The organism is Prevotella lacticifex (genome assembly GCF_019973375.1).
Lineage (GTDB): Bacteria > Bacteroidota > Bacteroidia > Bacteroidales > Bacteroidaceae > Prevotella > Prevotella lacticifex.
Map to the genome: position 1 here is coordinate 1073279 of NZ_BPTV01000001.1, position 17199 is coordinate 1090477.

General features: G+C 52.5%; 7 protein-coding genes. All 7 read left to right on the forward strand.

Annotation, left to right across the window (positions count from 1 at the left end; all coding sequences use genetic code 11):
- The first annotated feature begins 88 nt into the window (after nt 1–88).
- The 7 genes from LDN30_RS03990 to LDN30_RS04020 all read left to right on the forward strand — a co-directional run bounded on the left by LDN30_RS03990 (nt 89) and on the right by LDN30_RS04020 (nt 16818).
- Entirely contained in the window at nt 89–4006 is a 3918-nt protein-coding gene (locus tag LDN30_RS03990; RefSeq protein WP_223928768.1) for a two-component regulator propeller domain-containing protein, read from the forward strand.
- Nucleotides 4007–4224: 218 nt separating this feature from the next.
- Nucleotides 4225–6117, forward strand: a complete 1893-nt coding sequence (locus tag LDN30_RS03995) for an alpha-glucuronidase (protein WP_223928769.1) — start codon at nt 4225–4227, stop codon at nt 6115–6117.
- A gap of 49 nt (nt 6118–6166) precedes the next feature.
- Nucleotides 6167–7807 (forward strand): DUF5597 domain-containing protein, encoded by a 1641-nt coding sequence (locus LDN30_RS04000; RefSeq protein ID WP_223928770.1) that lies wholly within the window; start codon nt 6167–6169, stop codon nt 7805–7807.
- 162 nt (nt 7808–7969) lie between these two features.
- The gene (locus LDN30_RS04005; RefSeq protein ID WP_223928771.1) at nt 7970–11119 is read left to right on the forward strand and encodes a SusC/RagA family TonB-linked outer membrane protein; all 3150 of its coding nucleotides are present in this window, start codon (nt 7970–7972) and stop codon (nt 11117–11119) included.
- A 12-nt stretch (nt 11120–11131) separates the two neighbouring features.
- Nucleotides 11132–12877: a RagB/SusD family nutrient uptake outer membrane protein gene (locus tag LDN30_RS04010; protein ID WP_223928772.1), complete on the forward strand. Its 1746-nt coding sequence runs from the start codon at nt 11132–11134 to the stop codon at nt 12875–12877.
- 53 nt (nt 12878–12930) lie between these two features.
- Entirely contained in the window at nt 12931–14325 is a 1395-nt protein-coding gene (locus LDN30_RS04015) for a glycan-binding surface protein (protein ID WP_223928773.1), read from the forward strand.
- Between the two features lie 57 nt (nt 14326–14382).
- Nucleotides 14383–16818: an endo-1,4-beta-xylanase gene (locus LDN30_RS04020; RefSeq protein ID WP_223928774.1), complete on the forward strand. Its 2436-nt coding sequence runs from the start codon at nt 14383–14385 to the stop codon at nt 16816–16818.
- The last annotated feature ends 381 nt before the right edge of the window (nt 16819–17199 follow it).

Below are 17199 nucleotides of genomic sequence, written 5' to 3' on the forward strand. Positions count from 1 at the left end.
AGGGTCGTTTCAATTTGTTTTTCTTTGATTTAATTTTGGCAATTTGAAGAAATACGCTAATTTTGTCGCTGTAATGTTGAAAACCTATTTGAAACCGATCAATCTGCTACCGCTCCTGGTAGTGTCAGCGTTGCTTGCTTTTGCAGGTAGCGGTCATATCTTCACGTCCGGCAAATTGTCGAGCTCACTCATCAATTGTGTTGCCCAGGACCGTTACGGCTACATCTGGGTAGGTACCGAATATGGTCTGAACAAGTTCGACGGATACAATTTTTCCACCTATTTATATAATAGCTCCGACGAGCGCAGCATCACCGACAACACCATCACCGACTTCCTTGTCGACCACAGCGGCCGGCTGTGGATAGGCAGTGCGAAGGGATTGATGCGCTACGACTATCACGGCAACGACTTTGTGCGTTATCCTTTCCCCGACGGCCGCCACCCCCGCGTCTATTCCCTCTTCGAGAACCGGCAGGGCGATATCCTCATCGGGTCGGCAGGCTACGGTCTCTATGCCGTGAAGCACGGTACGGACAGGGTCGTTCATGAGCAGGAATATTCCCGTCGCGACTCCGACGACTTCTTCACACATATCTATGATGATGGCCGCGGCAACCTCTGGCAGAGCAGCCATGTCAGTCTGTTCACCCGTTTTGCGCGCAGCGGACACCGCATGGTGGCCCACGACTATAACTCACCCGTCGGTGCTCCGGTGGCTTTCCTTCCCCGTCGCGACGGCCGTCTGCTCCTTGTCTGTATGGAAGGCTTTGTCGTCTACGACTATTCCACCGACAAGATTAGTCCTGCCGACTACGACCTTGGCGGCTATAAAGGTCATGTGACCATCAATGCAGCCACCTTCGACAAGCGTGGCAACCTATTTATCGGTACCTCAGAGAACGGCGTTCTCGTGGCCCCGGCTGGTCGTGACACCTTCGTTCCCTACTCGCAGCCCACTGCCGACGGTTTCGACCTCACCACATCGTATGCCAAGGACCTCATGTTCGACAAGGACGACAACCTGTGGGTAGGCTGCTACCGCAAGGGCCTCTATCTCGCCAACGACGAATCGTCGTCGTTTTCGAGCTGGAGTTTCTCCCGACAGAACTATTCCATAGGCAGCAGCGTATCGTCGCTGGCCCGCGGCGACAACGGCACCATGTGGTGCACCGTGCAGAACAGCGGTGTCTTCCAGTTTAATGCCGACGGGAAAATCACCGCTCATCTGCCTTCGCCCAATGGTACCGGCATCATCTACCGCGACGGACAGGGCCACTACTGGGTCGGCAGCGGCAACGGCCTTTACAGCTACGACATTGCCACCGGTGCCGCACAGAGGAGGCTGAGCTACTCGAGCGACGGCACATACTGCATGGCCGACGACGGCCGTGGCACCCTTTTCGTCTCCGTCTACAGCAAGGGACTCTACGTCTACGACACTAATACGGGTCAGACCCGCATCTTCAATATGACCCAGCGTGGCCCCCACGGCTACCTGTGCAACGACTGGGTGAGGTCGATGACCGTCGATCACACCGGACTGCTGTGGATAGGAACATCGAACGGCGTCGCCTGCATGAACCCAAAGACTATGGCTTTCGACACCTTCGGAAAGCAGTATTTCCTCCACGACGTACAGACCAACTACCTCTGCGAGGACAATAACGGCGACATACTTATCGGAACGGATAACGGCCTCTACGTTTTTCAGCGCTCTGAGCGTCGCGTTGTGGCCTTCCCGGGAGCCGATGTTCTTCGTGGCAAGCAGATTTGCGGTATCGCCATCGACCGCTCCGGCGACCTGTGGATAAGCACGACGATGGGCATTTGGCAGTATGACCGCCGTCACCGTCAGTTCCTCGGTCATATCATCGGCAACGGACTGATGTCGAGCGAGTATGCCCAGGGCGCCGTGCTCCACGATGCCGACGACCGCATAGCCTTCGGTACCGGCGACGGAATAACCACTTTCTACCCCGACAACGTGCGCCACCGCCGCATGCACCTCGGCAAAGTTTACCTCACGGCATTCATCGTCGACGGCAAGCCGATAGACTGTCTGTCAGACAATTTCACCATTCCTTACTCCGAGAATACCTTCACCCTTCAGTTCTCCCTCCTGAACTACAAGAACCCCGGCGACGTAAGCTTCCAGTATCGCATCAATGGTGGCGAGTGGCAGCTCAACGACGAGGGCAATAACTCCATTCCGTTCGTCAAGCTCCAGCCCGGAAAGTATGTCATCGACGTACGGGCCTATGAGAGCGGAGTGTGCTCCGACAAGGTGCGCACCATCACTATCAGCGTCAGTCCTCCATGGTATCTGTCGCCCTTAGCCATCATTATCTACATCCTTATAGCTGCCGGAATTGTCGTGTTCGTATTCTACTCCTATTCACGTCGCAAGAGAACTGAGCTCGAGGAGTCGAAAATGCGGTTCCTCATTGATGCCACCCACGACATCAAATCGCCGCTGACGCTCATCGTCGGACCCCTCAACCGCCTCAAGGCCCGTCTTGCCGACGACGAGGAGAGTCAGAAATACATCAGCACCATCGACCATAACGCCAACCGGCTGCTCATCCTTGTCAACCAGATTCTCGACGAACGGAAAATCGACAAGAACCAGATGCGCCTCCAGTGTCAGGATACTGAGATGGTGGCCTTCGTGGCTAATATCTGCAATCTCTTCCGCACCGTCGTCGAGGAGCGCAATATCCAGTTGCGCTTTGTGGCCAACACCAATGAGATTCATGCCTGGGTCGACCGGATAAACTTCGATAAGGTGGTGTCTAACCTACTGTCCAATGCCGTGAAGTACACCTTCGACGGCGGCACTATCGACGTTGTTGTCGACAGCGACGGCACCAATTTCCACCTCGATGTTATGGATACCGGCATCGGACTGAAGGACGAGATTGTCGGAAAGGTCTTCGACCGCTTCTTCCGTGGTGCCGAAACTCCCGGTCTCCACATCGAGGGCACCGGCATCGGCCTCAACCTCTGCCGCAATATCGTGCGCATGCATGGTGGCACCATTACCGCCGCCAACCGCCACGACGTGGCGCACGGAGCGGTGTTCACCGTCGCCATTCCCCTCGGCAACGCCCATCTCAAGCCAGAGGAGATTGTCACCGCCGACGACCTCGTGCCCGCCGTGCGCAGCACCGCCTCGGCAAGCAAGAACTACCGCATCCTTGTTGTCGACGACGACCGTGAGATTGCCCTATACATCAATAACGAACTGTCGCACTGGTACCGCTTCGACTACAGTCCGAACGGCAAGGACGCACTGAAGAAACTCCTCACCGACACCTACGATGTGGTCATCTCCGACGTTAAGATGCCCGAGATGGACGGTATCACGTTGCTGAAGAAGATCAAGAACAACAGCAATATCAGCGACATTCCCGTCATCCTCCTGACCTCAAAAGCTGATGCCGCCGATAAACTCGAGGGCCTGAAGCGCGGTGCCGACGCCTATCTGTCCAAGCCTTTCGACATGGACGAGCTCCACGTGCTTATCGACAACCTCGTCGGCAACGTTCGCCGCCTCCGCGGAAAGTACTCTGGTGCGCAGGAACAGAAGGACAAAGTGGAGAATGTGGCCGTCCGCGGCAACGACGACGTGCTCATGGAACGCATCATGAATGTCGTCAACAAGCACATCTCCGAGCCCGACTTCAACGTCGAGGTCCTCACCCGTGACGTGGGTATCAGCCGTGCCCAGCTCCACCGTAAGATGAAAGAGATGACCGGAATCTCCGCCGGCGAGTTCATCCGCAACCTCCGTCTCGAGCAGGCTGCGCGGCTCATTGCCGAGGGCAACATCAATATCACGCAGGTGGCCTTCGCTGTCGGGTTCAACAACCAGGCCCACTTCTCCACCGTGTTTAAGAAACACTACGGTGTAACGCCTACGGAATACAGCGAGAAACATACGGGCGCGACTGCGAAAAATACTGACACCGCTGATGGGACCGACCAAACGGGCTTGCAATAAAGGCCGTTTCGCGTTGCAAAACGGTCCATTTCGCACGATGAAACGGTCTGTTTCGCAACGCCAAAAAGGCCGTTTTGCGGAGCTGCTGATAATCAGCGAGTTACAAGCTCGGTTTTGGCACTGTTTGAGTTGAATAAAAGTGCGAAAAAAACTTACACTGGTCCTCGTGACCATAATATAGATTAAACCATTACAGACGAAAAATCTTTCTTACTGATATGAAAAGAATCCTCTTTCTCCTTGTGACAGCTCTCGTCGTTGTCACGTCGTCGGCCGACAACGGCCACAGCGCCTGGATGGGCGATTTCCTCGACATGACAGCCAGTCAGGTGCAGGGCTACTGGCGCGCTAATGGCTACGATTTTGCCGTCGACAGCTCATTGCCGTCCGAAGGCTATACAGTCAAAGGCACCTCCGTCCGTGGCGGCAGCGACATAGCCCTGCTCTATGCCTCCTACGAGCTTATGCGGCAGAAATGCTGCGGCAAGATGCACGATGCCGCAGCGTCGCCGAAGTTCAAGTATCGTATCCTCAACCACTGGGATAACCTCGACGGCAGCATCGAACGCGGATATGCCGGGAAGAGCATTTTCTGGCACACAGGACTCAAACGGCAGCAGTGGAGAACCCGCATTGAGGAGTATGCCCGTCTCAACGCCTCGGTAGGCATCAACGGAGCTGTGCTCGACAATGTCAACGCCAGTCCGAAGGTCCTCACAACCGAATATCTCGACACGGTGAAGGCCATAGCCGACATCATGCGCCCATACGGTGTGAGGGTCTATCTGGCCATCAATTTCGCCTCGCCGATGGCCCTTGGTGCCACGTCGACGGCCGATCCCCTCGACAGTGGTGTCAAAGCGTGGTGGAAAGCCAAGGCTAAGGAGATTTACGCATTGATTCCCGACTTTGGCGGTTTCCTCGTCAAGGCCAATTCCGAGGGACAGCCCGGTCCCTTCGACTACGGCCGCACCCATGCCGATGGTGCCAACATGCTTGCCGATGCCCTGCACCCTTACGGTGGAATAGTGATGTGGCGCAGCTTCGTTTACGGCTCCCGCCACAAGGGTGAGGACCGTGTCATGCAGGCCGTTTCCGAGTTTAAGGACCTCGACGGCAAATTTCGCGATAATGTCATCCTCCAGAGCAAGAATGGTCCGCTCGACTTTCAGCCGCGAGAGCCCTACGCTCCAATCTTCGACAATATGAAGAAGACCGCGCAGTGGGTTGAATTCCAGGTTACGCAGGAGTATACCGGACAGTCGAAGCATCTTGTCTATCTCGCCCCGATGTGGAAAGAATTCTTCTCCTTCGTCAGTGCCGACAGCCTCAGGGGCGTGGCCGGTGTGAGCAATGTGGGCAACGATGCCAACTGGTGTGGTCATCCGTTCTCGCAGGCCAACTGGTATGCCTTCGGACGACTGGCCTGGGACCCCTCGCTGACGTCGAAGGCCATTGCCCATGAGTGGCTGAAGATGACCTTCGAGGAGAGCTCCAACCGCTACTTCTACGATTCTATGACATCCGTAATGGAGCGTTCGCGCGAGATGTGCGTCGACTATATGATGCCTTTGGGCCTTCATCACATCTTTAAGTTCGACCATCATTATGGTCCGGAACCCGACGGTTTCAAGGCCGAATATCCCATCGAGTGGTGCCCCGTCTACTATCACAAGGCCGACTCGCTCGGTGTTGGCTTCGACCGCAGTTCCAAGGGCACTGGTGCCGTGGGGCAGTATCGTGAGCCCTACCGATCGCTCTACGACAACCTCTCGACTTGTCCGGAGCAGTATCTGCTATGGTTCCACCACGTGGCATGGAACTATAGGATGAAGAATGGTAAGACCCTGTGGGACAATCTCTGCGCCCGCTATACACGGGGAGTGAAAGCTGTAGAGACAACACTGATGACGTGGAAACTCATGCGCTCGATATTCGTCGACGACTGCGACGAAGACCGGTGGAATGAGGTCGACAGTCTGCTGACGATACAACTCGGCAACGCTCAGGAGTGGAAGGACGTCTGTCTCGACTACTTCCATCAGTTCAGCCGCATGCCCCTGCCGGCCGAAGGAGAAGGTACAGTGGCACCAGTGGCCACGAGAGAATGAACAAGAAAAAATACCGACAATTCCAACCTGAAACCATTTATCCTGACTTATGAAAAAACTATTTTCCTTACTTGCCTTTATGGTCCTGACGGCCTTCGTTGTGCTGCCTTCGGCCGCTCAGGTGCGCATTACGGGCCACGGCCCAAGCCGCTGTATCGCTGTCAATGGCCGTCCGATGATTATGCTTGCGGGCGAACTGAGTAATTCGGCGGCAACGTGCAAGGCCGATATCGATAGCGTTCTGCCACGCATGAGCCGCGAAGGACTCAATACAGTGCTCGTGCCGGCACAGTGGGACCTTACGGAACCCGCTGAGGGTCAGTTCGATTTCTCGCTTATCGACGAGACTATCAATGTGGCACGGCGGAACAATCTGAAAGTCGTCTTCCTGTGGTTCGGTGCGTGGAAGAACTCCATGAGCTGCTATGCGCCGCTGTGGCTGAAGAAGGATACGAGGCGATTCCCACGTGCTATGACCGCGGCCGGCAAGCCGTTGGAGATAGCTTCGGCCTTCTCGGCTAATGTCCTCGATGCCGACAGGAAGGCTTTCACCACCTTGCTCCGTCATATTGCCGATGTTGACGGTAGGGAACATACCGTCGTCATGATGCAGGTAGAGAACGAGATAGGAATGCTCGAAAGTGCCCGCGACCATTCGCCGTTGGCCGAGAAAGCCTTTGCGCAGGGTGAATGGCGCAAGTGGCTCGACAAACTCAACGTCGACAAGGCTGACCAGCGGTTTGTCGATGAGGCTTTCCAAGCTTACTACTATGCCCGGTACGTGGAGCAGATGGCCGTAGCGGGAAAGAAAATCCTTGACATACCGTTCTATGTCAACGCGGCTATGAACAGCAGAGGCCGCAAGCCTGGCGAGTATCCGTCGGCAGGTCCATTGGCTCATCTCTTCCCTATATGGAAAGCGGTGGCCCCGCATATCGACCTTTGTGCTCCGGACATCTATGACACTGGCTATAAGGGCTGGACAGCGCAATACGCTACGGCCAACAACACCCTCTTCATCCCTGAGTCGCGTATGTGTGAGAACTCCGGTGTGCGCGGTCTCTATACCTTCGGTGAGCACAATGCCATCGGCTTCGGCCCCTTTGCCATCGATGAGGCACAGGCATCTCTGGCGGAAAATGTCACAAAAGCTTACGGACTCATGGGCAGTCTCTTCCGTTACATCCAAGCCAATGCATCGAAGAACCTTACGTCGTGGGGCTTGCTCTTCGCCCAGGACGACAAGGAACGGGTTATTGTCGACGGCGACAATGTGCTCACCTGCCGTCATTATTTCACCCTTCCGTGGGATCCGCGTGCCACCGACGGCTCGACGTGGCCCGAAGGCGGTGCTTACGTGTTGCGCGTAGCACCCGATGAGTATCTCATTGCGGGCCGCGGGGTTGTCGTTGTCTTCCAGACTAAGGAGGAACGGCAGCAGGCCGAGAGTGTCAAGACGGGTGAGGACGGATTCGCTCTCGCCGGACAGACGGGACCGAAATCATCAGCTGCTCAGAAGTTTAAGGGTCGTCGCCTCGGAATTGGTTATGTCGATGAGGTAAAAATTGACGACAATGGACATATAGAATACATCAGACGGGAGAATGGCGACCAGGACCATCAGGGACGTCATGCACGCATTGCCGTCGGCGACTATAAGATTCTGCATGTTAAATTGTATCCTTATTGAGTATGATTTGTTATCTTGTATCATGTAGAGACATATTTGAACGCAAATGATACAAATTTATATAGATGTTTTTAAGACATTTTGTATATTTGCAAACGAGTAAAACTCAACAATTTCTTCCGGCGGGAAACAGAACAATAAAATAACTAAAAAGAACAACTTATGATTCAACAAGTCAAGAGAGCAACCTTAGCTCTGTTGCTGGGCCTCTTCTGTATGGTCTCATTTGCCCAGAAGACAGTCTCCGGCACGGTGAGGGACATTGGTGGCGAGCCTATGGTCGGCGTCACGGTGTCGCTCGACGGAAAGCCCGTCACGGTCTCCGACCTTGACGGAAACTTTACAGTAAGCAATGTGAAATCATCGTCCGTAATCGCTTTCTCGTATGTCGGCTACCTCGACCAGAAGGTCTCGGCGGGTAGCAAGACTAAGCTCGATGTCGTCATGAAGGAGGATCCTAAATCGCTCCAGGAGGTCGTCGTTGTGGGTTACGGAACGATGAAGCGCTCCGATCTCACCGGTGCGGTCACCTCTGTCGGCGACCAGGCCATAGAGAAATCGGTCTCGACGAGCATCGACCAGGTGCTGGCCGGACGCGCCGCCGGTGTGCAGGTGCAGGCCAATACGGGTACTCCTGGAGGCTCCTCGACAATCCGTATCCGCGGAACTAACTCGCTCAACGCCACCTCGCAGCCTATCTTCGTCATCGACGGTGTCATCATCGACTCGTCAGCGGGCGACGACGGTAATTCCAATCCGCTGTCGGAAATCAACCCAAGCGATATCGTCAGCATGGATATCCTAAAGGATGCATCGGCGACAGCCATCTACGGCTCGCGTGCCTCCAATGGTGTCATCATGATTACCACTAAGCGCGGTAAGGCTGGAGAGACCACCGTGACCTACGACGGCTACGTGGGATGGCAGACAATGCCTAAGAAACTCGACGTGATGGACCTCCAGCAGTATGCCCGTCACTACAACGATATTGCCGACGCGCAGATAAAATCGGCTAACAGCAGCTATGTGCGCCCCGATCTTCTGGCCAAAGGTACCGACTGGCAGGATGAACTTTTCAGTCATGCGCTGATGACCAGCCACAACGTATCGGTCACCGGTGGCAGCGACAAGATTACCTATGCCCTCAGCGGCGGATACCTCAACCAGGACGGTATAGCCCTCGGCTCTGGCTTCAAGCGTCAGACTCTCCGTGGCAATACCGACGCGCAGATAAAGAAATGGCTTAAGGGCGGATTCAATTTCTCACTTGCCGACAGCCGGCAGGAGACCCACTCCAATGCCGGAAATATCATCCTTACGGCTCTGCTCTCGCAGCCTTCAGTGGCTGTACGCTCCGCCGACGGATCTTTCGACGGCCCCGACGACCAGTGGATGCCCGATAACCCCGTGGCACTGGCCGAGATAACGCAAAATTACAACAAGAAGTTTAACTTCAGAGCCAATACCTATCTTGAGGCTACAATAATCAAGGGACTGACATTCCGTACCGAACTGTCGGCCGACTACAATAATAATAAGTACTATTATTATATGCCTGATTACAGGTTCGGTATCAAGACAAGTGATACACGAACCAGCCGATGGACGGCAACGAATACCAAATATTGGTCGTGGCGGAACATCTTTACTTATGCCAACACCTTCGGACGGCACGCCATCAATGCTATGGTGGGTCAGGAAATGAGCCATAACCACTATGAGACTCAGGTAGTTAGTGCCACGGGATTCCCATCCAACAGTGCCACGGACCCATCGGCGGGCAGCAACGACAACTCTACTCCGGTGGGATATCAGGACAACAACTCGCTGTTCTCGTATTTCGGACGCGCATACTACTGCTATGACGACCGCTATCTGGCCACATTCACCCTACGCCGCGACGGTTCAAGCAATTTCGCCGACGGCAACCGATGGGGCTGGTTCCCATCAGCAGCCTTGGCTTGGCGCGTGAGCAGTGAGAAATTCATGGACAACGTGAAATGGATCAACAACCTCAAACTGCGTTTGGGATGGGGTGAGACCGGTAACCAGAACGTCGAAAACTGGGCATATATGGCTCTGCTGACAACATACAACACTCCTTGGGGCGTGGGTGTGCTCAACGGAAATAATGCCAATCCCGACCTTAAATGGGAGACAACGAAGTCGTGGAACATCGGTTTTGACCTCAGTATGTTCAACAGCCGTGTTGATGTGGTATTCGATTGGTACTATAAGAAAACCAACGACCTGCTCATGCGCCTCGACCTTCCGGCATTCCTCGGCTCGGGCTCGGGCTCAGGATATGGTGTGGCTGCCAACCCTTGGGGTAATGTAGGAAGCCTGCGCAACACGGGTATCGAGTTCACTATCAACACTATAAACATTCAGTCGAAGCAGTTCCAGTGGACAAGTAACATCGTTTTCTCACTGAACCGCAACAAGGTATTGTCGCTCGACACCGAGACGGGAACGCTACCGCGGACATTCCAGGTGGGGTCGGAAACGGCTACCGTCACCAATACAGTTGTAGGACAGCCCATTGGACAGTTCTGGGGATACAAGGTAATAGGACGTTTCGACAAGCCGGAGGACTTCTATTATAAGGATGCCAACGGCAACGTGAAACCAGTGGCACTGCCTACGGGATGCTACATCGGAAAGAGCGGAACGTGGCTCGGCGACTATCGCTTTGCCGACCTCAACGGCGATGGCGTTATCGACAATAACGACCAGACATTCATAGGAAACCCGGAACCGAAATTTACGTTCGGATTCGGAAACACATTCTCGTGGAAAGGATGGGATCTGAGCCTGCAGTTCACCGGTTCGGTGGGCAATAAGGTTCTCAACTACAACCGCAGACGCCTCGAGGTGACGGGAGCAACAAGCAATCTGCTCACGTCGGTGCTCAACTATGCGAAGGTGGAGAAAATCGACCCGAACGGTCCCGACGACTACCGCAACTACTATGTTTCCAACGCATCGTCGACAACCATGCCCCGACTGTACACCGAGAGCTATTCCAACGGCAACAACAGGGTCAGCGACGCTTTCGTGGAGGACGGCTCTTATCTGCGCTTGCAGAACGTATCGCTCAGCTATACCTTCCCAAAGAAGTGGATAGAGCATATCTTCCTGTCGAATGTCAAGCTGTATATGAATATCCAAAACCTCTTCACCATAACCAAATACGACGGATATGATCCTGAGGTGGGCTCTCTCTGGGGCGACGCTCTGAAGAACGGCATCGACTACAACCGCTATCCTTCACCGCGAATTTATACTTTCGGCATCAATGTGTCCTTCTAAAACAACAGCGCTATGAAATCAAGATTATTATATACACTGGGTGCCATGGCTGTTGCCGGGCTCACCCTCTGCTCGTGTGCCGACGACTTCCTCGACCAGAACAACTCGCATCAGCTTTCGCAGACGACGTTCTTCGACAGCGATGAGGCCGTACAGAAAGCGGTTTGGCCCCTGTACAGCTATGTGTGGTACGACTTCAATGATAAGTTCTACTATGGTATGGGCGACGGACGCGCCAATAATATCACGGCACAGTATTCAAACTATATTTATCCTTATACCAATTTCACGGAGACTCCACTCTCTCAGGGACTTACCGAGGCTTGGGGAGCCCTCTACAGTGTGGTGGCTCAGAGCAACAATACGATAAACAACATCTCTAACTATTCGTCGGACAATGTCAGCGATGAGGCTAAGGTGGAGGCTGTGGCCGAGGCCCGTTTCATGCGGGGCACGGCTTACTGGTATATAGCATCACTGTGGGGATGTGGCATTATCTATGAGAATACCGCTGATTTGGTTAATAACTACGTGGTGAAAGCCAATCCGAGGACGGATGTAATGGAATATGCCATCCGCGACCTGGAATATGCTGCGGCGCATCTGCCTGCATCACAGAAGGGTGCCGGAAGGGTGACGAAGTACTCGGCCTACGGAATGCTGTCGAGAATGTATCTGTCGATGGCGGGGATAACCACTGAAGGACAGTACAATGGCTCGAATATCCAGACCAATTTCAACAGCGGGCAACGCAATCCTTACTATCTCGACCTCGCAAAGAAGGCTGCTGAGAAGGTTATAAAGGAAAGCGGAAAATCGCTACTGAATAACTATGCCGACCTCTTTGGGGCCTCGACAATCGACAATAACGACGAGGCTCTGTTCCAGTTGCAGTTTATGCCGGGCTCCGGCGTGGGTGGAGCAGGGCAGAGCATGACGCGATTCCTGGCCTGGTCGACGATGGTTGCTGACCAGAACGCATGGGGCGGTGCCACTTATTGCTCTTATGACCTTTTTGAGGAGTTCTCGAATTACGACGACAAGACTCTTGGCGAAAAAGTCGACGATAAGGTGCGGAGGCACAACAGCGTGGCTTCCTATGGCGAGTCGTATCCTGAACTGAGTACAGATCCGTCTGATCCTTACGTCTATGGAGTAACGGAAAGTGCTGGAAATCAGGGTGCTAACGTGAAGAAATATGTGATTGGAACGAAGAAAGTCAATGGATTCTCTGAACCAAACAACTCGGGTATAAATACTTATATGCTGCGTTTGGCGGAGGTATATCTCAACTATGTCGATGCTGCTATGGGCAGCGACGACCAGACTACCGACCCTACTGCACTTGAATATTTCAATGCTGTCAGAAAAAGAGCGCACATGCCGGTGAAAAATGTGGTCACGTATGAGGACCTGCGGCATGAGTTCAGAATGGAATTTGCATTCGAGGGGCTCTACTGGTATCAGCTCATAAGACGGGCATACAGCCATCAGCAGGAGGTAGTAAACTATCTTAACAACCAGAACCGCAATGCTTCCTACTACGAGGCAAGTACGCATAGCTATAAGCTCAGTGACAGTTATACGGCTCCCGGACCCGATGTCGACCTTGCAACGGCTGCCGATCTCGTTCTGCCGATGGCTGATGCGGACCAGACAAAGAATCCAAACCTCAAACCGGATGCCAACGGAAATATCGCCACAGTGCCTTATGAGTTCGGCGAAAGGGAGGTTGACGAGCAGAATCTTTTTAAATAGTTATAAACATTCCGGCTGGTATGTACAGGCAGGAGAATAAAAATGAAATATTTATGGCTACATTATTATATAAGGTAAGGGTATGGATCGGCGGATTGATTCCGCTGGCTCTGCTGGCGACGCTGCCGTTAGTAACGTCGTGCAGCGACGATGACGACAATGGTTCGGCGTCGATAGTCGTCAACAAGGTGTTCCTTGAGGATGCACAGGCTAAGGACTCCGTAACCGATCGTGAAGTGACGTTCGCACGTCTCGGTCAGCTCATACGTATTGAGGGCTCGGGATTTACGGGTCTGAAGAAGATATATATCAACGGATATGATACATATTTTAACAATGCTTTGATGACTGACAACGATGTTTGGGTGACTCTGAACACGAAAACGCCCGTCGACAAGGCCGACGCTTCAGTGCGAAATACTATCACGCTCGTAAAGGATAACGGGTCGTACACATATAAATTCGTTATCAGAGCATCGGCACCAACAGTGTCGGGCGTCGATAATACGCTGCCGTCAGCAGGTGAAACTGTCATCGTCCGTGGTGCTAACCTTCAGGAAACGACGCATCTTATGCTGCCTGGAGGGGTTGAGGTGACCGACGGAATAACCAGTGATCCTGACGGAGAGTGGTATTCGTTCACGATGCCGGCAGGTGTTACTCAGAGCGGTTCGATAACAAGTGAGGGCGCAAATGGTACTGCCGTGACCCCGGCTTACTTCAATAACCGCAATTGTATGGTGCTTGATTTTGAGAATTCTGCCGACCTTGGCAGTTGGAGCGCTACGTACAAGTATGACGATCTCGTCGACGATCCGTTGGGTTCTGGACGCGGAAAGGTCGTCGAGCTCGTGCCGCAAAGCGTCTTGGACGGTGGCGGTATAAAGGCTGGGGCTAACTCAAGTCTTTGGGCTTCAACGGGTAACGACTATGCCAACGATGATTGGAACAGAATGACTCAGTTTATACCCGGCTCGACACCGGTCGACTCTGTAGCGTTGCAGTTCGACGTTTATGTGCCGGATCCGTGGATGGCAACGGGCCAATTGGAGATTTCGTTGCAGAATAATCTGTCGAACTATGGTTATGGTTCGGGCGGAACGAAATATAATAAGGATTACATGACCCAGGCTTATGTGTGGGTTCCGTGGATGGACACCGAGACTGGGGCAGCCAATAGTTTCACTACTGGAGGCCGCTGGACAACAGTCACTGTGCCACTTTCGAAGTTCGGACGCTACACCGACAAGGATAATGAGTATACATTTAAGAATGTTATTGACGACAGAAACAGTGGAAGTTACCGTAATTTCATCTTCCTGCTTGTCAATTCCGACATTGAATATGATGAGAGTATTTCTTATCCTGCCGCTAATTTCACCTCGCGAATATACCTCGATAACTTCCGCGTTGTTCCGTGTACAAGCGTTACGGTGTCGGACTATTAAGGGAAAATAATGAAAAGGTAATAAAACCTTGAAATCAAAAGTAAAAGACTCAAAGCTATGAAAATAGATAAAATAATATTGCCAGTCGTGGCTTCAGCAATGCTCTTAGCCAGTTGCGACGACCAGATAATGGAGTGGGGACGACCTGCCGGACAGGGTGAGGTTACTACTGCCGACATCCCATTGGCCATAAAGGAGGTGCTTGCCAACTATGAGCCGGTGAAAACTTACGCGGCTCAGTACACACCGAATATGCTTGTGGGACTGGGACTTAGCGCGTCGATGTATAACGAGTCGGCACAGAAGGCCACTGCGTATAAGACTCTCGCTGATGAGAATTTCCAGATGTTTACTCCCGGAAATGCGCTGAAGATGGATGCTATTGTCGGCAACAGCGGAAACATGAACTGGACAACGGTCGATGCCATGCTTGCCAATATGCCTCAGGATGTCAGACTCTACGGCCATAACTTCATCTGGTATCAGCAGCAGGCCCAGACATACCTGAAATCGCTTATCGCTCCGACAATGGTTGTGAAGACGGATGGTGACATCGCTTCGGTACTGAAGAACGGAACGTTCGATTCCGACCTCTCCGGATGGAGCGGATGGGGAGCTGGCTCGTCGAGAGAGTGGCAGGAAGAGAAGGACGGCCACACCGGTGTGGCTCATCTGACCAATACTAAGGAAGGAAACAAATGGGACTCGCAGTTCTGTCAGGACCTCGATCCTGCTCTTACTGAGGGAGTTAAGTACACCCTGAGGTTTAAGGCAAAGTGCTCCACGGCCTCTGGTCTTATTCAGAATTGCCTTCAGAACAGCAAGACTTACTCCGGTCAGGGATACCATGATTTCAATATTGGCACCGATTGGGCAACGTACGAATATGAGATAACTCCGACAAGCGACGATATGAACCGGCTGTGCTTCAACTTCGGCTCGGTCAATGCCGAATATTGGATTGATGACGTTGAGCTCGGTGTGAAGAAAGAAGATCCGATGGAGAACATCCTTTCCGGCGATGCCTCTGATTTTGAGGGCGGTACGAAAGGCGGCTGGAGCTCATGGGGCGACAAGGCAAATGCTCCTACAGCAGAGGTGAAAGAGGGTGTCGGACGTAATGGCTCTTACGGCCTTGTGCTTACAAACAACAAGGATGCAAATATGTGGAACGCCCAGTGCGCATACACTTTTGACTCTTATCTCGACCCGTCGAAGGTCTATATGATTCAGTTCTACGTGAAGAGCAGCTCCTCCGCCGGCGAGATTCAGTTCCAATATCAGAACGGTTCGACCTATGGATCGCAGGGCGGTTATGCCTCATTCACTCCGGGAACGGACTGGTATCTGTGCGAAAAGAAGTTCAAACCCGGCTACGACGACGTGAACCGTATCATGTTCAACTTCGGCAAGGTGGCCGGAACTTACTATATCGATGATATAAAGTTTGGCGTTGCCAAGGACCAGAGCCTCGATGCCAATGCCAAGCAGTTCCGATTCGTCAGGCGGAGCAGCCACTCTCCGCGCAGGGCTACTACGATAACGTATACCCTGAAGTCGCCGGAGGAAAAGCGGACAGCACTGCTCGGTGCCATGGATGCATGGATAAAGGGATGCGCCGACCATCTGAAGGAGAAAGGCATCGTGCCCTATGGCTATGATGTTATCAATGAGCCTATTGCCGACGGAAGCAACAAGGTCAGAGGCGTTGATGCCGGAACGTTCGGTGGTAGCGATACCGATGATGATGGAAACAGAACTTACGACAGTGCACCTGTGGAGTCGACAACCGACGGTCTGAACCTCAACTGGGGCGGAAATCGGTTCTACTGGGGCTATTACGTCAAGGATTATGCCGTCAAAGCATTCCAGTATGCACGTAAATATCTGCCAGCAGAGACCAAACTCTTTGTCAACGACTATAATCTTGAGGTCAGTCCGGGTAAACTCGATGCTCTTATCAATTTCGTGAAGAAAATTGATTCCGACAACGGTTCACCTATTGTTGACGGCATTGGAAGTCAGGTGCACTTCGATCTTCATGCTGCCACCGACGATGTAACGACCAATGATTCAATAATTAAGGTACTGAAGGGCCGTGTCGACAAGATGTTCCAGACACTTGCTGCCACCGGAAAACTGGTGCGAGTCACCGAACTTGACGTGGCATTAGGAACAAGCAGTCCGTCGGCAGCGCAGTATAAGTGTCAGAGCGACTGCTATAAGATGATTTTTGAGTCCTATAAGGAGAATGTGCCTCAGGCTCAGCAGAGTGGTATAACCATCTGGGGACTCTCTGACAATGCCGATGAGCATGTATACTGGATTCCTGATGATGCTCCAAACATCTTTGATTCCAACTATCTGCGCAAGTGGGCTTACAAGGGTGTTTGCGACGGAATAGCCGGCGAGGACCTCGGACTGAAATATGGCGGCGACGATTATAAAGCCTATTACGAGCGCCAGAATGTGTCGCCGACGGTAGGACAGTAAATCGATAATGAACAGAACGAAATCGTGATATTCCAGAATGGGGGCAGCGAAACCCTGAAAACTGTGTGCTGGGCACTCGGAAATCGGTTGCCGGAATTCCTGGAATATATAGCGAAAGATTAGTAAAAATCATCAAAATCTCCTGGATTTAGGTCCCTGTTTTTGGGTTTAAATAGGTTGATTTTCATTGAGCCGTTGTTGGAAAAACCAGCAGCGGCTCTTTTGAATGCCATTGGAAAAAGGTTTGAATGCAGTTTTTGTTTGTTTCATGACATCCGTAATACGCTGTTATTAAGTAAGTTAAATTAATGAGACAAAATCAAACGAATATGAAACACTGTTTGTTGCGTTGTTTCAATGAGTTGATGTAACTTTGCAATT